This is a genomic window from Planococcus maitriensis, assembly GCF_003289925.1.
GTDB lineage: Bacteria > Bacillota > Bacilli > Bacillales_A > Planococcaceae > Planococcus > Planococcus maitriensis.
In genome coordinates this window covers 184,921-210,532 of record NZ_QLZQ01000003.1, presented here as the reverse complement: position 1 = coordinate 210,532, position 25,612 = coordinate 184,921, and the positions used below count along the sequence as shown (strand labels likewise).

Genomic DNA, 25,612 nt, shown 5'->3' with positions numbered 1-25,612 from the left:
GGAAATGTCGTCATTTCCAGCACGCCTACGAGTATAACGAAGCTAGTTTTCTTCGGCAAGCAAAGTGCGTCTTCATCAGTCTTGACCGTGCGCCCATGAAATGCGCGGGTCGATCTGGCGTGACATCCGGACCATGACGGGCTGGAAACCCATACGCGGCCAGAAGTAGGAAGCCAGTTGATTCGGCGTATGCCAATCGGCAAAAATATAATCATAGCCCTCTTTCTTCAATTCGCCAAAGCAGTGGTTGGCGAGTGCGCGGCCGATGCCGCTGCCCCTCATGTCCGGATTGGTCGAAGCTGCGGGCAGTTCTACGCAATTTTCAGGCGTCACCAAACTGAAAGGGTCTTCCTTCCGGAAATATACATGGAAGCCGGCGGGCTGTTCGCCTTGGTTGGCGAGCCATAGATAGGCTTCTTCGTCTTCTGTCAATGCCACATAGCTTTTCTGGACATTCTCCATGGTTTCCCTTGTAATCGGATGCCAAGAGGGCGCTGCGGCTTGGTGAATGCTGTTCCATACCGCCATTTTCTTCAGGAGCGGTGCATCCGCCTTGGTACCGCGGCGGAATTCGAGTTCGGGCAGCGATCCGTTTTTCGGTTCGTAATCATCCAGTGACAGGATTGCATACTTCTGCTCGAAGGCAAACCCTTGATCGAGCCATTGCTCAAACACCATTTCATCTCCGAGCGGCGCCATCAGCACATGGTGGAAATAGCCATGCTTGACCCATTCCGCTCCGGCATCCGCATATAGTAAGCGCAATAAGCGAGGATGCTCATGCTCGCTGATGGCGATCGATTCATAATCCATCCACACATAGCGGCCGCGATGCGCCTCCTCCTTGAATTCGTAAATGAGGTATCCGATTACATCAATGCCGCGGACAGCGACCACTCCGCTGGCATATGGGCGCTCGAGTAATTTACGGATGACCATCTCCGTCTCGTCGATTTCCTCGAACTTATCCGGCAGGTACGGGAAAATCTTCCGCTCCCTTGCCTGGCGCTTTGAAAGCAACGCAGACATTTGGCGGATGTGCTTTTCTTCTACACTGATGATCTGGATCACATTCCATCACTCCCCTGTTTGAAGTTTCACCTCAAGCATCGAATACTGTCCGTTACGAATAATCTCGCCGAACTCTACAGGCAGCGGTTCAACAAAAATTGGGCCATCCACCAATGTGGTGTGGAATTCCCCTTCCTCTCCGCAGGCATCGATGCCGAGTGACTCCAGCTCTTCGATCAGCTCGCGGGTGAAAACGCGACCGAGAAATTCCTCTCCGACACGTGCAGTGTCAACCACTGTAACGACGGCTTTGAACTCTTCTTCTACCAGCTCTTCCAACAGCGACCGGCGGGCTTCTTGCCATAGCGGATGCAAGACGTCGAGGCCTACCTTCCCGCTCACTTTTTCGACCCAATCAAGATGGTCCTGCAGGTCAATATCCCCGTAGACGCCCATTTCGATGCCTTGTTCTTTGAAATTCTGCAGATGACGGATGAATTCCTCTTCATATCCTGCCCAGTCGGCTTGGCCGATCACTAAAGGCAAGCCCATCCGTTCCGCTTGGGCTGACAAGATCTGCTTTTTCAATCCATGGGATTTCGAGCGTTCCCCATCTTCTTCAAACATGGTGAACAACGCAATCGGCACGTGCCCTTGCTGAACTGCCCTAAAGAAAGCCAAAGCGGAGTCTTTGCCGCCGCTCCATGAAGTAATAAATGGTTTTTGCATACTGCACCTCTTCTGTAATTTCTTGTGTCTTGCTATTAATAGTCTTAATGAAAGAGTAGACGGGGGTGAAGCGCAAAGATGTGCTCCCACATCGCTGCGCTGCTGCGTTGAATCGTGTCAAGCACGATTCGCTTCCTGCAGGAGCAGTGACGGCGCATAGCGACGGCGCGACATGAATCTTGCCTTGGCAACTGGCAGTGCGACGTCCTGTCGCACCAGTTGCACGCCCCACATCCTGTGGGCCCGAAAGCGTCCGCCTGGAGCGATTTCATCACTCTCGTTCTCCTCTACTTCTATTTCCTGCCGCGAAACTCCTTGTTCCACAAAAAAACAGCCGGGAAAATCCCGGCTGCCTGCATCATTTTCCTACCATATTCTCCGGGCGCACCCATTCGTCGAATTGCTCCGCCGTTAAATGGCCGCTCTTGACCGCTGATTCTTTCAGCGTCGTTCCTTCATTATGTGCTTGCTTCGCAATCGCTGCCGCTTTTTCGTAACCGATATGCGGGTTGAGCGATGTGACGAGCATCAAGGAATTCTTCACGTGGCTTTCGATGACGTCCAAATTCGCTTCGATGCCGATTGCGCAGTTATCGTTGAAAGAAACCAACGAATCCGTCAACAGGCGCACCGATTGCAGGAAATTGTACGCAATGACCGGCTTGAAGACGTTCAATTCGAAGTTTCCTTGGCTCGCCGCAAATCCGATTGCTGCGTCGTTGCCCATGACCTGGGCTGATACCATCGTCAACGCTTCACTTTGTGTCGGGTTGACTTTCCCTGGCATGATCGAGCTTCCTGGCTCATTAGCCGGGATCGTGATTTCGCCGATGCCGCTGCGCGGCCCGCTCGCGAGCCAGCGCACGTCGTTGGCGATCTTCATCGCATCCGCCGCAAGCGCTTTGACCGCTCCGTGCGTATAGACCATTTCATCGTGGCTTGTCAGTGCATGGAATTTATTTTCAGCTGAAGTGAATTCCGTGCCGACTGCTTCTGCGATGAATTCCGCAACGTAACCGCCGAATTTCGGATCTGCGTTGATGCCTGTACCGACTGCCGTTCCGCCGATTGCGAGTTCACGCATATGCTCGACACTTTCTTTGATCATGCGTTCGCTTTTCTCAAGCATATGGCGCCAGCCGCTGATTTCCTGGCCCAAAGTAAGCGGTGTCGCATCCTGCAAGTGCGTGCGGCCGATTTTAATGACATCGTCGAATTTCTTCGCTTTTTCATCCAAAGTCGCTTTCAATTTCTGGACCGCTGGGATCAATTGCTCCGTCACAGCCAGAACACCGGCAACGTGCATTGCCGTCGGGTATGTATCGTTCGAGCTTTGGGACATATTGACATCATCGTTCGGGTGAAGTTTTTCATCCGATCCCTGTTCCGCCAGGATTTCGTTGCCGCGGCGCGCCAATACTTCGTTCATGTTCATATTGGACTGCGTGCCGCTTCCTGTCTGCCAAACGACGAGCGGGAAATGGTTGTTCCATTTGCCTTCGATCACTTCGTTCGCAGCTGTTTCGATTGCGCGCATTTTCGCGTCGGACATCTTGCCGAGCTTATGGTTCGCTTTGGCTGTCGCTTTTTTCAATTGAGCGAATGCCATGACCACTTCATGGGGCATACGTTCTGTGCCGATGGCAAAGTTTTGGACGCTGCGCTGGGTTTGCGCACCCCACATTTTGTCAGCTTCAACTTGAATTTCACCGATCGTGTCTTTTTCTGTACGATACTGCATTCCATTCACTCCAATTCTTATTCTTTAACTAGCCTCTCTTCTATTAAACACATTCCATCCGGAAAAAGCGACCCTTGCCGTTAAAATTCCCCGGTTTTGCTCGAGAAGAACGCTTCGATTATCGCTTCATCCGAATGCAGGATATGTTCCCCTTTGATGATTTGCGCGCCATTGATGCAGCCGCTCGACAATAAGACGATGTCTTCGGGGCCACTTTCTTCGAGCGCTTTTTCCACTGCCTGTTTACGCGTCGGCGCCTTCAGCACCTTTTGCATGTAAGGCACACTGAATCCTTTGATCACTTCCGAAACAACTTCTTCCGGATCGTTGTAGCCCGGATGGTCGACCGTAACGACCAAGACATCCGCTTTTCCTTCAGACGCTTTCGCCATTTTCGGCATCTTGGCGAAATCCCGGATGCCGATGCCTGCAATGAGTGCAATCAAACGGCGGTGAGGCAATTTACGGGCCTCGGTCAATACCGCATCGATTGCGACTGGAGTGTGTGCATAATCGAGGATGATCGTCCGTTCTTCAGGGCCCCTGATCACTTGGAAGCGCCCTTCCACTTGAGGCATTTCCGGCAAGACTTCAATTATCCGGTCAATCGAATGCCCTGCATGCAATGCCGCCGCAATCGCTGCCGTCAAATTCGTGGCATTATAATCGCCGAATAACGGAGCTTCGATTATCCGGACATCGCCTCTATAATTCAATTCAAAACGCATGCCTTGTGCAGACGCGCTGTAATTTCCCCAAATGAGGTCGGCGCCGCTCGACGAATCATGGCTATAGCTCAGCACCGGATAATCGGCCACTGCTAAGATACCCTCGCTCAATCCTGGATCATCCAGATTGACGACTGCCGCTTTTGCGCGCTCGAACAATTTCAGTTTGGACTCCCGGTAGTGTTCGAAAGTCTTATGGTATTCCAGATGTTCCTCGGATAGATTTGTATGGATGGCTACATCGAAAACGATTCCCCCCACCCGCTGCTGATCCAGTGCGGTCGAGGACACTTCCATGGCGACTGCCTTCGTGCCGGCATCGACCAGCATGGAGAAAATCTGATGGATGTCTGATGCAATCGGCGTTGTCGGCGTGCTTTTCTCAAAAGGCACTTTACCTTCAGCCGTTTCGACACCTGTCGTACCGATAAACCCGCATGGCGTGCCGAGCAGGTTGAATAAATTGCGGGCGTATGTAGCGGTCGTGGTCTTGCCATTCGTTCCCGTCACGCCGATCTTGAACAGCTCTTGCTGTGGCGATCCGAAAAAGAAATCTGCCGTATGCGCGAGTGCATTGCGCACATCCGCCACGAGCACAAAACTGACAGTCGGGTGATGCTTTGCTTGCCGCGACAGAATTTCCTGATTGGAGCCGATGATTGCACGTGCGCCATTTCCGATCGCCGGCTCTATGTATAAATGTCCATCCGTGTTCTCCCCGATGACGCAAAAGAATGCAGAACCGTCCCGTGCAGCCGAAGAATTGTAGACAATCGACTGGATGTCCGCAGACTCTGGACCGAACGTTTTCAATATGCGTATCCCGGGGATTCGTGCAAATTGCAACTTCATATCGTAACTCCTCTTGAAGATGAATTTATGTGAATTTCTGATAATTTTACAGGAAAGCGCTTTATTGTTCCACAATTCGAGACGCTTTTTTAAAAATTACCGCTCATCTAAGAGGTTTGGCAAATTGCAGTGCATGGAAGCCTTTAACCATCTGAAAACCGATTCCAACATACCCCTCATTTAACAAGTCCTTTTGCTTCTGTAGATCATCGAGTGGTGCCGTGATTTGATTTCCGTAATCTGCGTTCGGCTGCTCGAGATCTTTCACCAGGATATAGCGTTCCAGCCCGTCGTACTTCCTTTTTAACGCAGCGATGTGCATCTGCTGCGTAAATTTATCTTTCAGGCTTGGAATATTCATCGGTGCCACCGTACAGGCCACGTAGCGGAATTTCTTCTCCAGCTTCTTCAATTCCTTCATGACCACTTCGGCCAACTTCTGCTGAAGGCGATTTCCCCGGTAATCGGGAGCGACAGCCGAAATTTCCTGATAGATCATATCGCCAAGTTCCTCTTCCGAGAGTCCGATATCGCGCCCGAGATGCTCCGCGTCAATTTCCGGGACGAGCAGTGCCCGAAAAGCCACAAGTTCCCCTTCCACAAATGCACCGACCATCAGTCCATGATGATTCAAAATAAATAAAAATTCTTCGGTCGATAACGGCTGCAACGTATTTTTCTCTGGCAGCGAGTCGATGACCGTTTGCTGAACCCGTTCGATTTCAGCCAAATCCTCCAGGTACAGGCGCTTCATATACATTGGCACCTGCTTGTGCAAGCGCACATTGGTCAGTGTGCCTTCATATAGATGGTCTTTCAAAGCCCGTTCCCCCCTCATCTCTATCGTACTATCAGAATACCATGTTCCCTATCCATCGTCTCCAAGTTTTTTCAATTGACTGTAAAATTGAAACTATTTATCGACTTGTATTAGAAAAGCATCGATCTCCTGCTGATTACGAAGAATATACACCTGTTTTTCAGGATACTTCCTAACAAATCCTTCTATTAAATGTCGCTGCGCTATTTGGCGTCCGCGATAAGTTGTCACGATGAACTTCAGGAATTCCCCATCCAGTTTCTCAGGGCAACCCGGTGCCATATCCGGCCTTTTCTTTTTGTGATATTGGATGCGCCTTTTCATCACACGCCATAAACATCGCCAAAGCGGCAGCTGCAATTGGATAAGTGCATCGCATGCCGGCAAGCGAATGTCGATTGTGCTGTTATAGTTCCCTTCGATGATCCAGCGCGGTCCATTCGCCAGCTCCTGCTGTTTGTGCCGAAATTCTTTTTTATCGGTTTCGATCCATCCCGGCTTCCAATAATACGCATCCAAATGATTCACCGGCAACTCCATCACTTCCCCCAGACGCTTTGCAAACGTGGACTTTCCGGCTCCCGCCGATACACCTATCACCATGATCCGCTGCATGGATTCCCCTCCCATCCTTCATCAATTAACAATAACGAATGGCACTGAAAAGAGCCAACCAAACTTAATCCTTGCATTCTAAGAAGTACCATGCTATTCTAAGGAAGAATTATTTTTGTTCGATGGCTTTTCATTAAGTATCAGATTTTATCTGAAGGATTTGAGCAAGGATAGTAATACAATGTATGCATTAGCATACGAGGAGGAAACACACATGGAACAAGGTAAAGTAAAATGGTTTAACTCAGAAAAAGGATTCGGCTTCATCGAGCGCGAAGGCGGAGACGACGTATTCGTACACTTCTCAGCTATCCAAAGCGAAGGATTCAAAACTCTTGACGAAGGTCAAGAAGTTACTTTTGACATCGAGCAAGGCCAACGCGGTCTTCAAGCTACTAACGTATCAAAAGCTTAATTAACCTTTAAACTTTCAATGGGCTCTTCTTCGGAAGAGTCCATTTTTTGTTGTCTAAAAATAAGTGCATGCAATGTAGCGCGTTCTTTATGTGGAGATAGCGAGGGTTTCCCGCGTATTGATTTATGCGCTTTGGTATTCGCCGCCCGGCTTTGGGTTGGCCTTTGGCAACAAGCCAGGAAGAGCACCTGTCTTATTGCGTCGGCTCACCCTCAGCGCTGGGCGGCTGAGAGATTTCATTGGATGATGCTAGTTTACATAGCTTTCTTTTTGAATTCAGTTCCGGCTAGCGGGGAAATCGCTTCCCGAATAGAACAGAAGTGAAGATAGCTAGGGTTTGCGTGTCGAAGTGTTTCTGGATTCGATTCGGGCTTCACCTTGGTAGTCGCCGCCCGGCTTTGGGTTGGCCTTTGGCAATAAGCCAGGAAGAGCGCCTGTCTTATTGCGTCGGCTCACCCCCTTACGCTTGGCGGCTGTGAAATTCCATTGATTCGGGTACGTTTAGTCAGTTCTGCTTCTGTAACTAGTTGCCGGCTAGCGATGAAGCATCTGGTCCTATAGCGTTTAAGTCAAAAAGCTTGTGGTGAAACTAGTACTCGCTATCGCCTTCTCTTGTTCCAAATGATATGAGCTACAAAGCATGAAGCTTTTCCACATTTTCAGTCGAGCGGATAGAAGAAATTCTCTTCCTTCTTAAACTAGAGACGGAGTGGAAGGGGGGCTGACGCCTGTGGGATCGCGCAGGCTGGCGAGACAAACGTGCCGCGCTTTTGGCACGTTGGCCGGGCACCCGCCCCACGGCAAGCAGCTCCCCTGCAACGCAGTCGAAAAGTGGAAGCTTTTCAAATCTCTTCTTTCTAACAAACAGTTCCTGTCGCATCAGCTGCATGACCCGCACCCCGCGAGCTTCCTGCAACGCAGTCGAATAGCATAAGCTTTCTCCACTCACTTCCCTCCCGTATTTCATCAGTTACAAAGAAAAAAGCTGCCCAATGGCAGCTTTTTTAATTCATAATGAAATACAATTGGAACACCAGGAAAATGATTGCGACCAGAAGGAGCGTTCCGACCAATACGCTCATGGCCAGTTTTTTTCCGTCCATCGACTCACCCTCTCAGTTTTTTCTCGCGTTCAATGGCTTTCACTATATCATACGCGCCTTCACCGGCATTTGACAATACAGTTGCGATCGCTTTTTGCTGAGGGTAATAGCCGGAATGGAAGCTCACGCCCGGGTCGTAGCCCATCACATGATACTTTACCGCCTTCCCATCTTCCTGGTCGATCCATACGCCGTAACCATATGCATCTCCCTCTTCTTCTGCATGGGCCGTCAACAGGCGCTCCAGCATTGCTTCAGACAGCAAGGTGCCGTCCAATAGACGGTTCCAGAACTTCGCCATATCCCCTGCTGTGACGAATGCGCCGCCGTCCGCGCCGCCCCGAATCGGAATGGCGTATTGATTCGTGCGCCATGAATCTCCTTCATCGATATATCCATAAGCTGTGTTTTTCGGCAAGCGGTCCAACCGGAAATAACCCGATTCCGACATATCCGCTTTCGCCAGCACTTCCCTCTCGGCGTAGTCGGCGAACTCTTCGCCTGTTACTTGCTCGATAATCAAGCCGAGCGCAATATAGCCCGCGTTATTATAACGGAAACGCGCACCCGGCTCCTCGACCGGCGGCAGATCACGGAACAACGGCATAAAATCAGCCGGCGTCTGCATCCGATACATCGGGATTTCCTGCCATAATTGTTCGAAATCCCCCATCGTTTCTTCATCGAAATAATCAGGAAGGCCCGATGTATGGCACAGCAGTTGATGAACCGTGGCGTCGAAATTCGGGAAGGTTTTCGGCAGCAATCCCGAAAGCTTTGCCGAAAGCTCTAGCTTGCCCTGCTCCACCAATTGCAAAATGGCCACGGCTGTAAAAATCTTGCTTCCGGAAGCGATGCCGAACCGGCTGTCGACAGCAATCGGCCGTTCGTCCACACGATTGGCGAAACCTTTGGCAAGCGACCAGTTTTCGTTACCGGCCATATGGGCAGTACCTGAAAATCCAGCAGATTCCATCAAATCGGAAACCGGATTATCTGCTTTCTTCTGCCCCATATGGCCTTCCCCGTTGATCTCGATCATCCGGCCGTCCGAAAGTTCGATCGCGAGCGGATAGGTTTCACTTTTCAGCTTGGAGAAGAACCACGTCCGCTTCGGTGGCACCAGCACAAGAAAATGAGGATCTTTCCCGAGGAAATTCAACGTTGTCGGATCGATGCCTTTATTGCCGCGCACTGGTATCTCCATCGATTCCAGCGCTTCGCCGACTTCCTTGACGTGCGGTGTGACGATACCGACTTCGCTGATATCAAGCAGTGAGTCGATCGTAAAGTCGTCCATGATGTCGACATGGCGCCGGCCGATGAACTCGACGATGTTACCCGCGGGATCCTGGAAATAAAACGCATCGGAATTGAAATTCGCATAATAGATTTCATCCATGCCTTCCTGGCGGTTCAACTCGATGCGCGCACGCGCCCAGAATTTGGCCAAACTGAATTGGTTGCCTGGAATATTGATCGCATAATGGTAAAAAGATGCACGGTCCGATGTACGGAACTCCAGCACGGATGTTCCGATCGAAAGCGCAAAGCTTTCTTCGTCTTCTTCGACAATCCGGAACCCAAGCTGATATTCATAGAACCCTTTCATTTCATCCAAACGGTTTGTGTACAGCGTCACTTTCTTGAACATGTCCTCACCTCTTCTTTTCAGCATACCGAAAATGGTCAGAATTTTCCTCTTTTTCGCCGCAACTGCCTTCACCTTTTAGACATTCAATGGCAAAAAAGCGAATGCAGCAATGCATTCGCTTCTTACAGCTGATAATCAAGCCGGACCATATCCCGGCATTGCAAGCCATTTTCAAAAATCGGGTCGTCGTAATGGCGGGTGAAAAAATCCCGGTCGATCGACTTCATGCGAAACCCGCATTTTTGATACAAGGCCAGTTGCGCCAAACTCGAATTCCCGGTACCAATTTCGACCGACCTGAAACCGAGTTTCTTTGCCTCTTCCAATGCTGAAAGCACCATCTGCTTGCCGAGGCCTTTGCCGCGCTGAGGTTCAGCGAGCGCGATGTTCTTGATTTCAGCGACGTCCGAATCAAGCGCAATCAAGACGAATACGCCTATGACAGTTTCTTGCTGTTCGGCGATAAAGCAATGGCCGCCTGCGCAATAGTCGCGGACCAGCTGCTCAGACGGATCCGCTTCCAGCAATAAGCCAAGCGGTAATTCCTCGTGAACTCTCAGTTTTCGGATGGTCATTATTTCCGCTCGTTGAACCCTTGATCGAGCAAATAATCTTCAGCGTCATCGAAGGTACCGAAACTTTCTTCCAGGTTTTTGCCTGTGTAAATATTCCAGAAAGGCTCTTCGTAGACAAGATCGAGTTTTTCGCCTTCTTTATTGGTCCATCGCTTATCATAAGGCGGTTCCGGTTCTTGGCCTAGGTAATCGATCGAATCGGCGATGATGCTGCGCAGTTGGCTCGCTGAAAAGTCGCGGATATTGACCAAGCCGCGGCTGTCCGCTTCGTATTGCGGCAAGTCACCGACAAAAACAAAGCCGTTGCCGTTCGGGTGAAGATGATACACCACGTTTTTCTTATCGTAGAGGCTTTCTTCAAATTGGAAGTTGACTCGTTTCATCGACACTTCTTTTCGTGTCAGTTCCGGAAACGCTTCGATCACTTCTAGCTTTTGTTCAAATGTCAGCACTGGACATCCCCATTTCTTCTTTGGATTTCTGACTTCATTATAACATGCATACCCCATGCTTCGCCGTTTGCGAAATAATAGAAAAAGGGCTGCCCATAAGAAATGAGTGATGTCCATTTCGACGGACGCGCTCTAGCTCACAGGATGTTGGGTCATGCAGCTGACGCGTAATGTCGTTGCTCAACTTTCACTATGCTCAAGCATCGCAAATAAACGAACTCAGTTCCACTTCGTTCATTTATTCGCCGTCTCCATTCCCATCCCATGTTCTGAATTGAAGAGAGTGGACGAACACGAATATACAAATAAAATATCCGAAGAAAAAGGACTTCTTTTTCTCCGGACATTTCAAGGTAATTATAAGGCTGCCCCTAAAACTTATTTTTTCTTTTTCAATCCGAATGGCCACCAAGCGCCGCCGGCAAATGAAACGGTAACAGCCGGAACTAGCAATGGCAGGACAATCAAGCCATAAAGCAGCAAGCCTGTGATGACGATCGCTGCAATCTGCATCAGGCTGAGGACTCCTGATGGCAGCATGGCGCCGAATGTTCCCGCAAGCAAGATAGCAGCGGTGATGATGACGGTCCCCATTTTCGCCATCGAACGGTGCATCGCTTTCGAGAAATCTGCAGCCGTCAAGGCTTCTTCCCGGTAACGGTCGAGCAGGAAGATCGAATAGTCGATGCCGAGCGAGACGAGCATGACGAAGCCGAAGAATGGCACGGCCCATGTAATGCCGTCATAACCAAGCCAGCCGACAAAGATCAATTCGGTGATTGCGATTGAACTATAATACGTCAATAAGAGCGAAGCAATCATGTACAGCGGCATGATGAACGAACGCAGAAGCACTGCCAAGACAACGAACAAGCTGACGAGCATGATGCTGACCGTGCGCGTAAAGTCGCTCTCCGAGATATCCTTCAAGTCACTGTTGATGCTCGGTACGCCGCCGTATGCGATATCCACTTCTTCAAGTGGCGTGCCGTTGATGCTTCTTTCCGCCGCTTCTTTCAAATCCGTGACGATGTCGATCGCTTCTGGGGAATACGGATCTTCTTCGAGCACGATTTCCATCAGCATGCCTTCCCCGTCTGCAAACGCGTATTGTTCAAGCAGCGGTTCGAACTCTTCTTCTTGCAATGTGCCTTCAGGGAGGTAGATGCCAGTGCCGCGCACCGCTTCACTGTCGCTGATGCCTGCAAGCGTATCGGCGATTTCCGTCAAGCCTTCACTGATTTCTGTCAACCCCTCGGATGAAGCGCCCACGCCTTGTGCGAGCTCTCCGAGGCCAGCCGCCAATTCATCATACTGCCCGGCAGCGCCGTTCAGGCCTTGTTCGATTTCTGAAAGCCCCGCATTCACTTGAGCAAGCGCACCGACCGTCTGTTCAATATTCCCGGTCTGCTGGAGGCCGCCTGAAACCTGCTCGAGCTGGCCGTTCACTTGCGCCAAGCCGGCAGCCGCCTCGCGAAGGCCGGCGCCGCCTGCCTGTCCGCTGATCGCTTCCAGGTTCGTTTCGATTTCCCCGAGGCCGGACTGGACTTCGCCAATTCCGTCATTCGCCTCTTCAAGCCCCTCTGCGATCAGCCCCAGCTGGTGATCGACAAAGAATTCATCGATGACCGAACCGGTCGGGCGTGTAATGGCGCGAACCATGTCGACGCCTTCCACTTTTTGCATATCTTGTGCCAAAGCGTCGAGATACGGAACGGTCTCTTCCGCGGTCAAGTCCTCTTCGCCTTTGATGACGACTTGCACAGGCATCGTATTGCCCGCGCCGAATGCGTCTTCAATGGCATCGAGCCCTTTCACCGATTCATAATCCGAGCTGATCTCATCTACGGTATTGAATGACAGGTCGTTATTATAGGAGAACAGCAAAGGCACGGTGATCGCCGCGACCAATAACATCGACCATAACGGCCGGTTGACGGACAGTTTGCCGATCCAGATCCACAAATTGCTGTCTTTATGGGAAGCCGATCCTTTGCTCGGCCAGAATAATTTGTCTTTCAATACTGCCATGAAAAACGGCATGACAGTGAACAGCACCACGAGCAGTACGGCGATGCCGACTGCGACAGCCACGGCCGATTTGAAAATCGGGAATTCCGCAAAGCCGATTGCCGCAAATGCGATAAAGCCCGAGAAGCCGCTGATGAACAAGGTCTTCCCAGCAGTGCGGTACGTATTCAGGATCGCTTCCTGTACGCCTTTCCCTTCCGTCAGCTCTTCTTTATAACGGCTCAGCAGCAAGATGCAGTAATCGGTCCCAAGCCCGAACAAAATCGCCACCAGGAAAATCTGTGTGTAATTCGAAACCGGGAAGCCGAACCAATCGATGAAAAACGCCACGAGCGATTGGCTGAGCAAATAGCTGAGCCCCACTGCGACCAGCGGTATGATCGGTGTGATGAACGACCTGAAGACCGCCAGCAGCAAGCCGAAGATCAAGATCACCGTGATGATCTCCGTTTTCTTCAAACCTTCCTGTGCACTCGTGTTGACGTCTTGGTTGATGATCGCTTCTCCCGTCAAGTAAACCGTCAAATCGTCCGGGACGATCGTTTCACGGATTTCATCGGCGAGCGCCACCACTTCCTCATCGTTTCCTTCAACCGATACCGGCAGCAAGACCGTCCGGCGGTCATCCGAGATCAATTGTTCTTCCAATTCTTCACTTTCGAACGGATTCAGCACGGTGGTGACCGGATCGCCGAGCGCCTCGATTTCCGTTCTCATGTCTGCTAGTTGCTGTTCACTGGCATCATCCAGCTCCGCTTCCAGTTCAATCACCAGCGAAATCGTCTGCCCTGAGACATCAGCCGATTCCAGGATCGTAGCTGCACGCTGTGAATCCGCTTGTTCGGATAATTGGAACGAGCCTGCTTCTTCTGCCTGTTCCGTTAAGTTCGGCGCCAATAAAAACAAGGCCGCCGTCAATACGATGAGCCCGATCATGATCGGCCATCTCAATTTCAATATCGTCTGCATCCCTTACACTCCATCCGTTTTCATGATTGCGCTCAGTTTTCTGAAAATCACCAGGAATTGATTGATTTCCTGGTCATCGACTTGTTCCGACATCAGTTTTTCCAAATACTCCGCCAAGATTTTATCCGACTCTTCAAGGACCGACTTCCCAGCCTCGGTCAATTCAAGCAGCTTTTCGCGCCGGTCTGCAGTCTGGACGACTTGGATCAATTCTTTTTGCAATAGTTTTTTCGTGCGGTTCGAGATGGCGCTTTTATGTACACCTTGCAGCACCGCAAGCCTCGCCGATGTAATTTGCCCTTCCTTGCCGATCAGTTTCAGCGACTGCATCTGCTCAGGGGAAAACTCTTCCCATAGCGGGTTGTCCACTGAACGGATGACACGCTCCGTGCCGTAAAATAAGACTTCCTGAAACAATTCGACTGCTTCTTTAATGCGCATATCCATAAATGGTTGACCCCCTCAACTAACAACAATAGTTTAGGACCTAAACCATTTGCCGTCAAGCAATTCGCCATAAAAAAACCCGCAACCAAAGTTGCGGGTTTTCCAGCTCGTTGAGAAAGTGAAGGTTAAACTTCCCTTGTTGCGGTCGAGCGGATTTCCTGGCGCCTTGCGTAAATATTCTTGACGATCGTCTTCACGACCGCATAGAACGGGATCGCAAGGATGATCCCCCAAATGCCCGCGATGTTTCCGGCTGCAAGGATCAAGGTAATGACGGTCAGCGGGTGGACATCGAGTGCACTGCCCATGACATTCGGAGTGATGAAATTACTCTCGATCTGCTGGGCGATCAACATGATGATCGCGACATAGACCGCCATGATCGGCTCTTGCACGAGCGCGATGATGATGGCCGGCACAACGGCGATGTATGGCCCGAGAAATGGGATGACGTTTGTCGCCATGCCGATGATTGCCAATAATAGCGCGTATTCAAGCCCGATGATCAAATAGCCGATCAACAGCATGATTCCGACCAAAAAGCTGACGAACAGCTGGCCCTGGATATAGGACTGCAATGTGTGGTCGATGTCCTTCAATGTCTTGATGACCCATAGCTTGCGCTGCCCGCTGAAGAATCCGGAAATGAACGGGATGAACTTCCGGTGGTCGATCAACAGGTAAATTAAGAAGAACGGTACAAGAATCAAGGTGAACAAACCGGAGATGAATCCAGTCAGGAACGATACGACCCAGCTGCCGATATCGCCGATGCGGTCGCCGATTTGGCCGCTCAGATCATTGATCTGCTCTTCTAGTGAATCCGGCAAGCGGTCGCGCTGGGCCAGCAGGTACTGCGTATACTCCTCTACGTCATTGATGATCCCCGGCGCGTTGTCGACAAGCGAGTTGACTTGCTTGGTAACCATCGGCCCAACCATTGCAAACAATAGATAAAAGACCAAAACAATCAAAAGGACAATAATCAGGATGCCGGACCATTTCGGGAATTTGCGTTTCTCCAAAAAATACAGCAGCGGACGCGTCAGGTAAAACAAGACGCCCCCGAGAAGCAGCGGCACGAAAATCGTTCCCGCAATGATGAACAGCGGGTCGAATATCCCCTGGACTTCGATGAATAGGCGAATGATGACCAAGGTGAGGATAATGCCGACGCCCGCTTGGAACCATAATTTATTTGTCACCTCTTACACTTCCTTTCTTCCATGTGTATACCCAGTTTATCATGATTATATGGTATTATATGTTTTTGTATAGCGTGAACTTTTTCAAGCAATGCACGTCTTATGATTGTGGATATGAGAATGAATAGAATTTGGAGGATACATACAGATGGAACAATTATGGCTTACAATCAAGTTCTTGCTGCTCGGGCTATTCCAGGGGCTCACCGAACCGATCCCGATTTCTTCAAGCGGCCATTTGCTGATTGCACAATACTTTCTCGATGTTGAAATCGAGGGAAGCACTTCGACTTTCGCGCTGCTCGTCAATAGCGCATCCTTACTCGCAGTCTTGATCATTTACCGTGAGGACATCAAACGGCTGGTGATTAACGGCTTGAAATTCTTCAAGGAAAAAACGCCGGAAACACGGCGCGATTTTATGTTCGTCGTTTATTTGGTCGTCGCGACCATTCCAGCGGGCATCATCGGCGTGTTGTTCCAAGATACGATCGATGATTACCTGTCGACGGTCGTCACCGTCGGGGTTACGCTGATTGTCACCGGCCTCGCTTTGTGGCTGATCCGCAATATGCGCGGACAGCGTAAAGACGGCAATATGACAATGAAAGACGCCTTGATCATCGGCGGCGCACAAGCCGTCGCATTGATCCCCGGCATCAGCCGAAGCGGCGCCACGATCGTTGCCGCCATGGCACGGGGCATCAACCAAGAGACGGCATTGCGCTTCTCGTTCCTGTTGTTCATCCCGATCAGCTTGGGCGGGGCTGTACTGAGCATCACCGACATCGTCAATGATGATAATCTCTCGACGATGGCCCTGCCGTACATCATGGCGTTTGTGGGTTCACTGGTTGCGTCGTACTTCTCTCTGAAATGGTTCATGAACATCATGGCAAAAGGCCAGCTGAAGTATTTCGCGATCTACTGCTTTGTCGTCGGCCCGCTCGTCGTGCTCGCCTGGTTCTTGTTGAACTAATTAAAAATCCCTCTATTGCACAAATGCAATAGAGGGATTTTTGCTTAGCGATTAAAGAAGTTAGCCGTAAAGTAAGGCTGCTTGTCTGAATTGAATGCAACGCCAACACCGAGATAGCCGAAGTCGGGCTTGACGATGTTTTCCCTATGGCCCATCGAGTTCATCAGCCCCTCGTGGGCGAAGACAGCGCTGTACTGCCCATAGGCTAAGTTTTCACCGGCGATAAAGAATGTGATGCCATCTTCTTTCATGCGGTCAAAAGGCGATTGGCCATCGGGGTTGGTATGGCTGAAATAACGCTCATCCGCCATTTCCTGGCTATGGTCGCGAGCCGTTTCCATCGTTTCACTATCCCATTTCAAGAGCGGCAGCTCCCGTTGGATTCTCGCTGAATTGGTCAGTTCGAACAACAAAAACTCATAGCCTTCCTTCACTTCCGGGGAAGGCTCCGCGTAAATCTCGCTGCGCTGCTCCTCCAAGTCCTTGCCGATGACCTGGACCGCCGTCACCGTGTCCCCTTCGTGAATATCATAGAAAACCGTCGTATAGGAATCGGCCGTTTCGAACAAATCGTACTCATCGCGCGAATCCAGAATATATTGCACGCGGCCTTTTTGCAGGCTCGTCAGCGGCGTCCCGAATAATTCGCGCACTTGCGCTTTACTCGAATCCATCGAGAAGCCTTCCGTCGAAGATATGAGATCCTGGTTGGTGAACATGCCGTTGACCTCGCCATCCTCATCGTAAGACAGCAATACATAGTTCTGGTAATCCTGATGGTAACTATGCCAATCGGTTCCGTATTCGTTCTCCATCAAACGCAAGGGCAGGCCCAGCTTTTGCTGGGCTTGTTCCTTGCTCATCCCGAGCGTGACATTATGGACCGCCACCATGGAATCGGTTTTGGAGAGTTCCGGTTTTGCGACCGCCTCAGGCAAAGCGGCTGAGCTTTCCGTCACCATCGCCTGCAGTTGATGGCTGATGCGCGTCGTGAAATGCTTGGCTCCATCGAGCGCTTTGGACACATCCGTGTCCGCTGTTACATTTCCGATCACTTCATCCACCGAGTCCAAAAAGCTGAGGTCGACATATTCCTCGATAGGTGCTTCCCATACCGGGCGGGTGAAAAACAACAAGGCTATGAGCAACAGGATGCCAAACAATTTCCGCACACGCATCACCTCTTTCTCTTCATTTCAGTTTAATCGCAAAAGCGGAATCCGGAAAGCAAAAAGCCTTTTTTACTTTTCCCCTTAAATAAATATCAAAAGCGGACAGGAAAAGGAGTTCTTTTCGCTGTCCGCTTTGCAATTCTTTATTTCTTAAGCCTCAACATTATGTTCACTTGTAATATCGGTTTTCTTCGGCGAACTGAACCATAGCGTGAACAATAGGCCCGCCATGAACGTCACCAGGCTGGTTACCAACGTCATTGTATCGGCCGCAAAGCCAGGGAATACGACGAATAGCGAGCCAAGGATCAAGCCGATGATGGCCGCATACGTCACATACGTAAAATGCTCCAGCAAATAGCTGATCGCTTTACTTGAGACGACAAACCCGACCATGACGCCGGCACCGATTGCCAAGACGATCGGCAAATTCAATGTCGACAAAGCGTTGATGGCCGTCGAATAAACACCGATCAACAACAAGATGAACGAGCCACTGATGCCAGGCAATAGCATCGCCATGCTCGCGATCCAACCAGAGAAAAATAGCAGGAAGAACGTTGGCAGGCTCAGTTCCGTAATCGGCGCTACATTATCATCGGTCTGGATAAATGCCATGGAAGCAAGCGCTGCCCCGATGACCAGCAAGATGACCAAATGGCGCGCCGTGAAATTCTTTTTCACTTCCGCTTGCTTCATGATATAAGGCAAGACCCCGAGGATTAGCCCCATGAAGAAAAATTGCGTCGCTTCGTAATGGTTTTCCAGCAAAAATTCGATAAATCGGCTGAACAATAATAAGGTGATGACAATCCCTATGCCAAGAGGCACGAGAAAGCCTAGCTGTTTTTTCCATTCGCGGCTGAAAAAGCCGCTGATCGATTCAAGCAGGCGATCATAAATCCCAAGAATAAAGGCAATCGTTCCGCCGCTGACTCCCGGAATCAAATCGCTGATGCCCATCAAAATACCGCGGTATATATTTTTCCATTCCATTCGTTCAATCTCCTCGTTTCAAAATCACTTTTAACAGTATAGCACGCAGAAACAGGAAACTCGAGCCGAATTACCGCAAGAGCGCGCGTGCCTGATCCATCATGGAAGAGACGATTTCCGCTGCGCCTTCTTCCTGCGTCATTGCCCCTGTTGCCTGGCCTGCCCATAACGACATAAATTCCGGATTGCCGGCTTTTGCCGCAGCCCCCCGAATTTCTTTCGTCACTGTATTATGGGACGGAAATGGCAGTGGCTGGGTTCCCGTGGATTCGAATTGTTCGATGAAACGATTTTTAATTCCGCGCGCTGGTCGCCCTGAGAAACTTTTGGTCACGACAGTGCTTTCCTCATCGCTGTCAAAGATCGCTTGTTTATACGCCTTATGCGCACCCGATTCCTTCGCTCCAACAAAGCGCGTTCCGACCTGAACGGCTTGTGCGCCGAGCGCGAGCGCCGCTACCAGCCCGCGCCCGTCTGCGATGCCGCCAGCCGCAATCACCGGCACGTCCACAGCATCTGCGACTTGTGGAAGCAATGCCATCAAGCCGACTTGTGCGCCCATCGGATGCTGGTCAAATGAAAAGCTGCCCCGATGCCCTCCCGCTTCACTGCCTTGTGCTACGATAGCGTCGGCTCCTTTGTCTTGCGCTTCCATCGCTTCGCCGACAGTCGTCGCCATGGTGATGACGGTAACGCCTTGTGCTTTGGCAGAAGCCATTTGTTCAGGCGGCAGCGAACCAAAAGCCGTGCTAATGATCGGTACGTTCATTTCCAGACAAATGCGAAACAACTCTTCCCCATGATCTGGAGAGCGGTATTCAGCGTTTTGCTCTTCAATCGCAAGTTCCTTGTAGATTGGCTGCAGCGCTTGTTTCACTTCATCGATACGTGAGAAATCATCTTTTGGCACAGGTGCAAACAAATTGACGGCAAATGGCTTGTTAGTCCGTTTGCGTATTTCCGAAATATCCTCCCGCAGCTTTTCAGGTGTCAAATAGGCAGCACCGAGCGTTCCCAAGCCGCCTGCATCCGAAACTTCCGCCACTAGTTCGGCGGTGGTCGGCCCCCCTGCCATTCCTGCCTGAATGATCGGATACTCAATCCCGAGCAATCGGCAAATGTCTGTATTCAATGAAATCATGCTTACCCCTCCCTTTCACAGTCTTACCTATCAGTATCCCAGTCTTTGGGATTTCTTCAACCGGGAACCTTTTCCGAACGGTCTGCGTTCTAAATATCAGCATCTATGAGAAGGCGGGATTGAATCATGAAAGGCTTCCTTTCGTTACTTGGCATCACGTTGATTGCCGCATTTTGCGGATTGATCCTTTTGGGCTTTTACAATGAACCTTTTGAAGACTGGCAAAACCAGGAGCGGCTCCAGGCTTATACGGAAACAAGAGATCACGTAATGCCCGAACAAACGGGCAACGTCCAACAAGCCGTTGCGCCTGGGCGTTCTACACAAACCTTATTATACGCGGATGCATCCGCTTCGTGCCCTGCACCTTAATGCAAAAAAATCCCCGAGACACCAAGTCCCAGGGATTTTCTTATGCGGTTAAAATACGGATTCGGTTGCCGGATGGGTCAGCGGTTTCGAGCGTCGCCCCTTCCATGCGAACCTCAGCGCCGTATGCCTGCAAGCGGTCACGCATGGCCTGTTGTGCTTGTTCATCTGCGACACGGATGACATAATGCCCAAGACCTGCCGTCTGATCCGGCAGGGCCGGAATGCCTGTGCCATTCCAGATATTCAATCCGATATGATGGTGATAGTTTCCATCCGAGACAAATAGTGCTTGATTACCGAGGTTTGCGACCAAGCCGAAGCCGATCGCACCGGTATAGAAGTCGTGCGCTGCCTGGAGATCCGACACGTGGAGATGGATGTGCCCGAGCACCGTGCCCGCCGGCATGCCGCTCCATTTTTCGCCATTTGATGCTTGCGCAACTTCCTGGACATCGAGCGGATCGACCGTCATGTGAACCTGATCTCCGCGCCATTCCCATTCACCGGGTTCACGGTCGCGGTAAATTTCAATGCCATTGCCCTCTGGATCCGATAGGTACAACGCTTCGCTTACTTGATGATCGGAAGAACCAATCGGAATCCGTTGCTCATGAAGATGGAGCAATATTTTGCCGAGTTCTTTCCGGTCCGGCAATAGTACCGCGAAGTGATACAATCCGGCAAAGCGGCCGGCTTTCGCCTTGAACTCGGGCGCGGATTGAAGCGTCAGGATCTCTTCCCCGCCTACCCCGAGAACCGTCTCGTTTTCCTTTTCTTCGATGGTTTCAAACCCCAACACTTCCGTATAGAAACGGCTCATTTCCGGCAAATCCAATACTTTCAAGGTCAAGCTTTCTACATAGCTTACAGGCTTTTGATGAAAATTCATTATAACTCCTCCATCTACTTACTATTTGTAACTGATTATATTTTAATAACCTAGTTACGTCAAGTCATCTGTTTTTTCATTCCTATACAGATATGCTATTATGAAGAAAAAGGAGCGGTGAACATGAAAAGCCAGGAAATTTGCCCACGGTTTGAAGCAGCTATCTCCTTATTGGGACAGCGCTGGACAGGCTTGATCATCCATCAATTGATGGACGAGCCCAAACGCTTCGGCCAATTAACGGAAGAAATCGGAATTAGCGGCCGCCTCCTGTCAGAACGGCTAAAAAACCTAGAAGGAGACGGCTTGGTCGAACGCACCGTCCACCCCGAGACCCCCGTTAGAATCGAATATTCGTTGACTGAAAAAGGCGCCTCGCTGCAGCCGGTCATGAAGGAAATCGAGCGCTGGTCACAAAATTGGATAGAGCCTGCAGAGACGGCGGAAAGTACTTCATGAAACTAGATGAAGAAGGATTTCCGCCATCTTTTTGCCTGTTATCATAGACAGAATATTCTAATACCTGTTAATGTAAAAGTATAAACGGTGGAGGAGGGCATACAGATGTCGATGTATTCCAATATGACCTACGAGAACGATACGCGAAAAATCGACAAGGCATTGAAAAAGTACGAAGAGAAAAAGAACGCCGCATTGGTACTGCTTGCAGAAATCGATATGCTCAACAAAATGGAAGACGTGGAAGATACCATTCTCTGGAAGCAGAAGTCGATGAAAGAAAAACTCATCGCAGCCGAACGGCAACGGCGGGACGTCGAGGAAATGCTGATCAATTATATCGGCAAATACGATGACCGCGACTTGCACCGCTACACCGAACTGCTCGAGGAACTGAAAAAAGACAAACCGAAATGACAAAGGCAGGACTGGGATCAGTCCTGTCTTTGTTTTCGTTTGCCTTTATTGTCGATCGAACGGAGAATATCGCCTGTCCAGCCTTTTTGCCTGAAATACAAATACAATAAGAACGTGGAGATGGCAATGATCGATATGGCTGCCACATAACCGAAACTCCAATCGAGTTCGGGCATGATTTTGAAATTCATCCCCCATAAAGCGCCCCATGCCATGACCGGCGTGAACAAAGTCGTCAGCACCGTCAGCGTCTTGACGATTTCGTTGCCGCGGTAATTGGCGACGACATTCTCCATATCGACCATATTATTAATTTCGTCTTCATAGGATTCAACGAGCATGACACAGCGATCGATCCGCTTAGCGGTCCGTTTGTACTCCCTGCCTTCACAGACGCCTTCGCCAAAGGTTTCCTCGACCGCCATGCTGATTTCACTGAAGCCCATGATCAAATGCTTCCATAACAAGATTTCGTGCCGTACTTCCTCGATGCTTTCCAAGGTCTTGCGGTTATTGTGTTCTTTGATATTCCACAATAATTGATGGAGCCGCTCTTCAAAGCTGTCAATTTTATGCAAAACCGAACCGACCATCCCTCCGAGCAAAATCATCATCACTTCGATCGGGGATTGCGCATTTTCCATTTGCTGAATCATCAACTGTCTCGGCATATCCAAGTCTTCCTCGAAATCAAGCGTGCTTGTCACTAACAGCTCCGGAGATATATAAAAATGAAAGACATCCTGGGCATCGCGTGCATGGCGGCTTTGCTTGTAGATCAAGGAACCCCATAAGACTTCCTTGCCGAGCTGGGAAGTGTCGGCGTGAAGGATATTGACGGTTAAGTTTTTCGATTGATCGATCCATTGCTGCAGCTTTGGATTCGCCGAGAGCAAGTGGCGGAAATCCGCCGCCTCCATCGCGTTCTCTTCTTGCCACACTGCATTCGCAAATTGATGTCGCTGCATAAGCCTCCCCCTTTTCTTCCTGACGAACAGACTTGAAAACCTCCCTTATCTAAACCACATAAAAAATGCCGCTCTATTGCAAGCGGCCGGTTGATCTAGTCATTCTGGTTGTCATCCGGTGTCTGGTCCCGGTATTTTTCGTTGGAGTTTTCTTCATATTCCAGATCCCTATCCGGCATGGGATCCAATTCCTTATCCGGCGGCTGATGGCGGCCCGGTTCCACATCCGGCAGCAGCTTCTCACCTTCTTTGTCTTTCCGTTCCTTGTCCATGCAATCGCCCTCCCGAAGACTTTGTTTGTTGTTCTTTACCCCCGCCTCATTTTTTGAATCCTCTGGACTCAAGCTGGCGCAAGAGATTTGAAAAGCTCCAGATCATCAGGATAGGCAAGATCGAGTTTTTCGATTTCTTCAATGGATTTCCAGGCGATGTCCTCGATCAAAAAGTCATCTTTCGGGATGATTAATTCGCCGCCTGTCACTTCAACCCGAAAATAATGCAAATCAAATGACACGGCAGCATCTTCGTAATTGCCGTCCCGCGTCATCAAGAGTTCGCCCGCCTTGACCTTCAGCCCCGTCACTTCCAAAAACTCACGCTCACAGCATTGTTCGAGCGTCTCGCCCGCTTCCAGGCCGCTTGCGGGAACAGACCATTTGCTGTCTTCTTCCGGTGCTTTCATAAGCACCAATAAAATTTCATTCCGCTCATTTACGCAGACGCCGGCAGCGCCTTTCCAATTCGCCATTTCCATCAAATCTCTCCCATCGCCTTTTTCTCAATTTCCTGGACCATCGCTTGTTTTCCTTTTATGTATTGTTCGATGTCCAAAGGGTATTGTTGCGCTAACTTTATCTTCAGTTCACCATAGGCTGCAGCAACTTGCGGATTCGCTTTCAAGAAATCCCTAAATGCAAGGTGGCGTAAAATTTCGGGATTACCTTGTTCGTAACAATGGATGTGGTGCGTGCGCTCATTGCCGCCGCGTTCAAAATAGCGCCTCCCCGGCAGGCCATTTTCACCTCTCGCCTCATAACCAAGCTTTCGGAAATCTTCCTCGAACCGGTCTACTGCCCCTATATCCGAAACGATCACGAGTAAATCAATAATCGGCTTGGCAGCTAGGCCTGGCACCGCGGTACTGCCAATATGCTGCACATCCAGGCATTCGGATTCGAGCAGGTCACGGATTTCCGCTTCTGCGTTTTCAAACGCGACCGGCCATCCCGATTGATACGCTCTTACGATCACTTTGCGCATTCCCTTTCCCCCTTGGTTCAACTCAAAAAATCACCTTTCCCGATACGGCAGCCCTCCGACTCCCATTGTACAAGAAAAGGTGATGCATTAAACAGGTTTTGACCCGTTCGCCCTATTTGAAAAATGATTTCAAAACCAGGTAATCAGGAAATCCGTTCTATTTATTTGCGGCGTGCTGCTCCAAAACGAGCCGATGTGTGACATCCGGTAAACCGACGTCGCCCGAGAAGCCATTGGCACGGTAAAAGGCATCCGCTGAGGCGGAATCCGTCCGCACCACAAGCTCACTGAATTGCCCTTTTGCATAATCAATGATCGCTTGCAGCAGTTTCGTCCCGATTCCTTCTCTCCTCACAGCTGCCGCAATATAAAGGCGCCGCAGCCTGCCGATGCCTTCTTTCGTGGAATAAGGATCCCTGTTCAACCCACCGATTGCAACCAACTTGCCATGCGGATCGAATACGCCATATAATACTTCTCCCTGGCGGTCGAATCGGTTGCTTCCATCCTCGTATTGATCGACGAGTCTCCTTAAGAAACGATATCCTTCCATTTCACTTTCCTCTACGAGATCTGTTGCATCCACTTCACGCAAGTCTTCGATTTCTCTGATTTCCATCGGCATATGCACGTCCTCCTTTTAAAATAGGCAATACAGGAAAAGGGCTGGCCCAAAGCATATCACGGCTTTTGGAGCAGCCCTTTTTCTTTCCATTAGACAGTGGTATCCCCCATACGTTCGTTTCGCGCTTCCATTTTCTTCACTACATAAATACTGGCTTCATACAGCCCTGCCATTGGCACCAAAACCAGCAGCTGGCTGAGAAAATCCGGTGGCGTGATAAGGGCTGAAACAATCGCCAAGCCAAGATACGACCACTTTCGTACTTTTTTCATCGAAACGGATGTCAAAACACCGATCGATGACAGAAACAATGCCAAGATGGGCATTTCAAACAATAACCCGAGCGGAATGGTGGTCATGATCAAAAAATGGACGTATTCATTCGCCGAAATCATCACATCGAAATTCGCCGCCCCGAGGCCAATCAGGAATTGATAGCTTAATGGGTTGACGATAAAATAGCCGAAAGCGACACCGAACAGGAACAATAGCAGCATGACCGGCGAATACAAACCGAGAAATCTGGCTTCGGTTTCTTCAAGCCCGGGTTTGACGAACTGCCAAATGAAATGGATCAAAAACGGCAATGATAATCCGAGTGCCATTGTAGCAGAAATTGATGTATAGAATTTCACGACTTCGAGTGGGCCGAGAATGACCAGATCATTGCCTTTCACCACATAAGGAAACCAGAAATTCAGTGTGGAAAACACGAGCAACAGGAAGAATAGGAAGACAATGGCACTTTTAATCAATTGTTTCCGCAAGTCCCCCAGATGGTCGACTAAAGTTTCCACTCTTTCTTCAGGATCTTCAGGAGGCTTTTGCTCCCCTCCCGGATTCGGCTCTTGTGGCACGCCTCCGGTTTCATGTTCCGTACCGGAGTCGGCTTTCTGCTTCTCTTGTCCCGCCGGGTCTTCGCTCGCCTTTTTCTTATGCAAGGGACTGATCAGATTGTTTTCTCCGTACGGATCCATTTAACCACCT

General features: G+C 50.1%; 27 protein-coding genes. 5 read left to right on the top strand and 22 right to left on the bottom strand.

Going from position 1 to position 25,612, the window contains the following annotated elements; genetic code table 11:
- Positions 1–75: 75 nt before the first annotated feature.
- The 6 genes from DP119_RS09460 to DP119_RS09435 form a co-directional block, all read right to left on the bottom strand.
- Positions 76–1,071, bottom strand: coding sequence for a GNAT family N-acetyltransferase (locus tag DP119_RS09460; protein WP_112232956.1), 996 nt, complete (start codon positions 1,069–1,071; stop codon positions 76–78).
- A gap of 6 nt (positions 1,072–1,077) precedes the next feature.
- Entirely contained in the window at positions 1,078–1,740 is a 663-nt protein-coding gene (locus DP119_RS09455) for a Dph6-related ATP pyrophosphatase (RefSeq protein WP_112232955.1), read from the bottom strand.
- Positions 1,741–2,098: 358 nt separating this feature from the next.
- Complete coding sequence (gene fumC, locus DP119_RS09450; RefSeq protein WP_112232954.1) at positions 2,099–3,481, bottom strand: class II fumarate hydratase; 1,383 nt, start codon at positions 3,479–3,481, stop codon at positions 2,099–2,101.
- A gap of 80 nt (positions 3,482–3,561) precedes the next feature.
- A complete protein-coding gene (locus DP119_RS09445) occupies positions 3,562–5,061 on the bottom strand; it encodes a UDP-N-acetylmuramoyl-L-alanyl-D-glutamate--2,6-diaminopimelate ligase (protein ID WP_112232953.1) in 1,500 nt (499 codons plus the stop codon).
- A 103-nt stretch (positions 5,062–5,164) separates the two neighbouring features.
- Positions 5,165–5,821, bottom strand: a complete 657-nt coding sequence (locus DP119_RS09440) for a hypothetical protein (RefSeq protein ID WP_112233083.1) — start codon at positions 5,819–5,821, stop codon at positions 5,165–5,167.
- Positions 5,822–5,974: 153 nt separating this feature from the next.
- Entirely contained in the window at positions 5,975–6,496 is a 522-nt protein-coding gene (locus tag DP119_RS09435) for a P-loop NTPase family protein (RefSeq protein ID WP_112232952.1), read from the bottom strand.
- A 214-nt stretch (positions 6,497–6,710) separates the two neighbouring features.
- Between DP119_RS09435 and DP119_RS09430 the strand changes: the two genes are divergently transcribed.
- The gene (locus DP119_RS09430; protein ID WP_058381906.1) at positions 6,711–6,911 is read left to right on the top strand and encodes a cold-shock protein; all 201 of its coding nucleotides are present in this window, start codon (positions 6,711–6,713) and stop codon (positions 6,909–6,911) included.
- Between the two features lie 1,107 nt (positions 6,912–8,018).
- Here the strand turns inward: DP119_RS09430 and DP119_RS09420 are convergent.
- The 6 genes from DP119_RS09420 to DP119_RS09395 form a co-directional block, all read right to left on the bottom strand.
- Positions 8,019–9,668: a serine hydrolase gene (locus tag DP119_RS09420; RefSeq protein WP_112232950.1), complete on the bottom strand. Its 1,650-nt coding sequence runs from the start codon at positions 9,666–9,668 to the stop codon at positions 8,019–8,021.
- 122 nt (positions 9,669–9,790) lie between these two features.
- Positions 9,791–10,243, bottom strand: a complete 453-nt coding sequence (locus tag DP119_RS09415) for a GNAT family N-acetyltransferase (protein WP_112232949.1) — start codon at positions 10,241–10,243, stop codon at positions 9,791–9,793.
- Positions 10,243–10,695 carry a hypothetical protein gene (locus DP119_RS09410; RefSeq protein ID WP_112232948.1) on the bottom strand — a complete coding sequence of 151 codons (453 nt, stop codon included), beginning with the start codon at positions 10,693–10,695 and terminating at the stop codon, positions 10,243–10,245. Before DP119_RS09410 ends, DP119_RS09415 begins: the two co-directional genes overlap by 1 nt.
- A 378-nt stretch (positions 10,696–11,073) precedes the next feature.
- Positions 11,074–13,695, bottom strand: coding sequence for an MMPL family transporter (locus DP119_RS09405; protein WP_112232947.1), 2,622 nt, complete (start codon positions 13,693–13,695; stop codon positions 11,074–11,076).
- 3 nt (positions 13,696–13,698) lie between these two features.
- Positions 13,699–14,142 carry a MarR family winged helix-turn-helix transcriptional regulator gene (locus tag DP119_RS09400; RefSeq protein WP_112232946.1) on the bottom strand — a complete coding sequence of 148 codons (444 nt, stop codon included), beginning with the start codon at positions 14,140–14,142 and terminating at the stop codon, positions 13,699–13,701.
- A 125-nt stretch (positions 14,143–14,267) separates the two neighbouring features.
- Entirely contained in the window at positions 14,268–15,347 is a 1,080-nt protein-coding gene (locus DP119_RS09395; protein WP_112232945.1) for an AI-2E family transporter, read from the bottom strand.
- Positions 15,348–15,495: 148 nt separating this feature from the next.
- On the opposite strand from DP119_RS09395, the gene DP119_RS09390 reads away from it, so the two are divergent.
- Positions 15,496–16,326: an undecaprenyl-diphosphate phosphatase gene (locus tag DP119_RS09390; protein ID WP_112232944.1), complete on the top strand. Its 831-nt coding sequence runs from the start codon at positions 15,496–15,498 to the stop codon at positions 16,324–16,326.
- 44 nt (positions 16,327–16,370) lie between these two features.
- Here DP119_RS09390 and DP119_RS09385 read toward each other — a convergent pair whose 3' ends face one another.
- From DP119_RS09385 to DP119_RS09375, 3 genes are all read right to left on the bottom strand, one after another.
- Entirely contained in the window at positions 16,371–17,504 is a 1,134-nt protein-coding gene (locus DP119_RS09385) for a CAP domain-containing protein (RefSeq protein WP_240616406.1), read from the bottom strand.
- A 144-nt stretch (positions 17,505–17,648) separates the two neighbouring features.
- The gene (locus DP119_RS09380; protein ID WP_112232943.1) at positions 17,649–18,494 is read right to left on the bottom strand and encodes a DUF368 domain-containing protein; all 846 of its coding nucleotides are present in this window, start codon (positions 18,492–18,494) and stop codon (positions 17,649–17,651) included.
- Between the two features lie 70 nt (positions 18,495–18,564).
- Positions 18,565–19,635 carry an NAD(P)H-dependent flavin oxidoreductase gene (locus DP119_RS09375; RefSeq protein WP_112232942.1) on the bottom strand — a complete coding sequence of 357 codons (1,071 nt, stop codon included), beginning with the start codon at positions 19,633–19,635 and terminating at the stop codon, positions 18,565–18,567.
- Between the two features lie 126 nt (positions 19,636–19,761).
- Here DP119_RS09375 and DP119_RS09370 point away from each other — a divergent pair, with 126 nt between their 5' ends.
- Positions 19,762–20,007 carry a hypothetical protein gene (locus DP119_RS09370; RefSeq protein WP_112232941.1) on the top strand — a complete coding sequence of 82 codons (246 nt, stop codon included), beginning with the start codon at positions 19,762–19,764 and terminating at the stop codon, positions 20,005–20,007.
- Between the two features lie 40 nt (positions 20,008–20,047).
- Here the strand turns inward: DP119_RS09370 and DP119_RS09365 are convergent, their stop codons facing one another.
- The gene (locus DP119_RS09365; protein WP_112232940.1) at positions 20,048–20,896 is read right to left on the bottom strand and encodes a VOC family protein; all 849 of its coding nucleotides are present in this window, start codon (positions 20,894–20,896) and stop codon (positions 20,048–20,050) included.
- Positions 20,897–21,019: 123 nt separating this feature from the next.
- Here DP119_RS09365 and DP119_RS09360 point away from each other — a divergent pair, with 123 nt between their 5' ends.
- Together DP119_RS09360 and DP119_RS09355 are read left to right on the top strand one after the other, a co-directional pair.
- The gene (locus tag DP119_RS09360; RefSeq protein ID WP_112232939.1) at positions 21,020–21,355 is read left to right on the top strand and encodes a winged helix-turn-helix transcriptional regulator; all 336 of its coding nucleotides are present in this window, start codon (positions 21,020–21,022) and stop codon (positions 21,353–21,355) included.
- 105 nt (positions 21,356–21,460) lie between these two features.
- Entirely contained in the window at positions 21,461–21,772 is a 312-nt protein-coding gene (locus DP119_RS09355; RefSeq protein WP_058381919.1) for a hypothetical protein, read from the top strand.
- Positions 21,773–21,789: 17 nt separating this feature from the next.
- Here DP119_RS09355 and DP119_RS09350 read toward each other — a convergent pair whose 3' ends face one another.
- The 6 genes from DP119_RS09350 to tatC form a co-directional block, all read right to left on the bottom strand.
- Positions 21,790–22,740, bottom strand: a complete 951-nt coding sequence (locus tag DP119_RS09350; RefSeq protein ID WP_112232938.1) for a magnesium transporter CorA family protein — start codon at positions 22,738–22,740, stop codon at positions 21,790–21,792.
- A gap of 95 nt (positions 22,741–22,835) precedes the next feature.
- On the bottom strand, positions 22,836–23,012 hold the full coding sequence (locus DP119_RS15835) for a hypothetical protein (protein WP_167399210.1): 177 nt from the start codon (positions 23,010–23,012) through the stop codon (positions 22,836–22,838).
- A gap of 68 nt (positions 23,013–23,080) precedes the next feature.
- The gene (locus DP119_RS09345) at positions 23,081–23,494 is read right to left on the bottom strand and encodes an NUDIX hydrolase (RefSeq protein ID WP_240616405.1); all 414 of its coding nucleotides are present in this window, start codon (positions 23,492–23,494) and stop codon (positions 23,081–23,083) included.
- Entirely contained in the window at positions 23,494–24,000 is a 507-nt protein-coding gene (locus DP119_RS09340) for a GrpB family protein (RefSeq protein WP_112232937.1), read from the bottom strand. Before DP119_RS09340 ends, DP119_RS09345 begins: the two co-directional genes overlap by 1 nt.
- A gap of 157 nt (positions 24,001–24,157) precedes the next feature.
- Positions 24,158–24,625: a GNAT family N-acetyltransferase gene (locus tag DP119_RS09335; protein WP_112232936.1), complete on the bottom strand. Its 468-nt coding sequence runs from the start codon at positions 24,623–24,625 to the stop codon at positions 24,158–24,160.
- A gap of 89 nt (positions 24,626–24,714) precedes the next feature.
- Positions 24,715–25,602, bottom strand: coding sequence for a twin-arginine translocase subunit TatC (gene tatC, locus DP119_RS09330; protein WP_112232935.1), 888 nt, complete (start codon positions 25,600–25,602; stop codon positions 24,715–24,717).
- Positions 25,603–25,612 lie beyond the last annotated feature (10 nt).

What these genes read in the sequence shown, in the direction of transcription:
- DP119_RS09455 (WP_112232955.1), bottom strand. Translation starts at nt 1,740, where the DNA reads ATGCAAAAACCATTTATTACTTCATGGAGCGGCGGCAAAGACTCCGCT.
- fumC (WP_112232954.1), bottom strand. Translation starts at nt 3,481, where the DNA reads ATGCAGTATCGTACAGAAAAAGACACGATCGGTGAAATTCAAGTTGAA.
- DP119_RS09445 (WP_112232953.1), bottom strand. Translation starts at nt 5,061, where the DNA reads ATGAAGTTGCAATTTGCACGAATCCCCGGGATACGCATATTGAAAACG.
- DP119_RS09440 (WP_112233083.1), bottom strand. Translation starts at nt 5,821, where the DNA reads ATGTATATGAAGCGCCTGTACCTGGAGGATTTGGCTGAAATCGAACGG.
- DP119_RS09435 (WP_112232952.1), bottom strand. Translation starts at nt 6,496, where the DNA reads ATGCAGCGGATCATGGTGATAGGTGTATCGGCGGGAGCCGGAAAGTCC.
- DP119_RS09430 (WP_058381906.1), top strand. Translation starts at nt 6,711, where the DNA reads ATGGAACAAGGTAAAGTAAAATGGTTTAACTCAGAAAAAGGATTCGGC.
- DP119_RS09420 (WP_112232950.1), bottom strand. Translation starts at nt 9,668, where the DNA reads ATGTTCAAGAAAGTGACGCTGTACACAAACCGTTTGGATGAAATGAAA.
- DP119_RS09415 (WP_112232949.1), bottom strand. Translation starts at nt 10,243, where the DNA reads ATGACCATCCGAAAACTGAGAGTTCACGAGGAATTACCGCTTGGCTTA.
- DP119_RS09405 (WP_112232947.1), bottom strand. Translation starts at nt 13,695, where the DNA reads ATGCAGACGATATTGAAATTGAGATGGCCGATCATGATCGGGCTCATC.
- DP119_RS09400 (WP_112232946.1), bottom strand. Translation starts at nt 14,142, where the DNA reads ATGGATATGCGCATTAAAGAAGCAGTCGAATTGTTTCAGGAAGTCTTA.
- DP119_RS09390 (WP_112232944.1), top strand. Translation starts at nt 15,496, where the DNA reads ATGGAACAATTATGGCTTACAATCAAGTTCTTGCTGCTCGGGCTATTC.
- DP119_RS09385 (WP_240616406.1), bottom strand. Translation starts at nt 17,504, where the DNA reads ATGCGTGTGCGGAAATTGTTTGGCATCCTGTTGCTCATAGCCTTGTTG.
- DP119_RS09380 (WP_112232943.1), bottom strand. Translation starts at nt 18,494, where the DNA reads ATGGAATGGAAAAATATATACCGCGGTATTTTGATGGGCATCAGCGAT.
- DP119_RS09375 (WP_112232942.1), bottom strand. Translation starts at nt 19,635, where the DNA reads ATGATTTCATTGAATACAGACATTTGCCGATTGCTCGGGATTGAGTAT.
- DP119_RS09370 (WP_112232941.1), top strand. Translation starts at nt 19,762, where the DNA reads ATGAAAGGCTTCCTTTCGTTACTTGGCATCACGTTGATTGCCGCATTT.
- DP119_RS09365 (WP_112232940.1), bottom strand. Translation starts at nt 20,896, where the DNA reads ATGAATTTTCATCAAAAGCCTGTAAGCTATGTAGAAAGCTTGACCTTG.
- DP119_RS09360 (WP_112232939.1), top strand. Translation starts at nt 21,020, where the DNA reads ATGAAAAGCCAGGAAATTTGCCCACGGTTTGAAGCAGCTATCTCCTTA.
- DP119_RS09355 (WP_058381919.1), top strand. Translation starts at nt 21,461, where the DNA reads ATGTCGATGTATTCCAATATGACCTACGAGAACGATACGCGAAAAATC.
- DP119_RS09350 (WP_112232938.1), bottom strand. Translation starts at nt 22,740, where the DNA reads ATGCAGCGACATCAATTTGCGAATGCAGTGTGGCAAGAAGAGAACGCG.
- DP119_RS15835 (WP_167399210.1), bottom strand. Translation starts at nt 23,012, where the DNA reads ATGGACAAGGAACGGAAAGACAAAGAAGGTGAGAAGCTGCTGCCGGAT.
- DP119_RS09345 (WP_240616405.1), bottom strand. Translation starts at nt 23,494, where the DNA reads ATGGAAATGGCGAATTGGAAAGGCGCTGCCGGCGTCTGCGTAAATGAG.
- DP119_RS09340 (WP_112232937.1), bottom strand. Translation starts at nt 24,000, where the DNA reads ATGCGCAAAGTGATCGTAAGAGCGTATCAATCGGGATGGCCGGTCGCG.
- DP119_RS09335 (WP_112232936.1), bottom strand. Translation starts at nt 24,625, where the DNA reads ATGCCGATGGAAATCAGAGAAATCGAAGACTTGCGTGAAGTGGATGCA.
- tatC (WP_112232935.1), bottom strand. Translation starts at nt 25,602, where the DNA reads ATGGATCCGTACGGAGAAAACAATCTGATCAGTCCCTTGCATAAGAAA.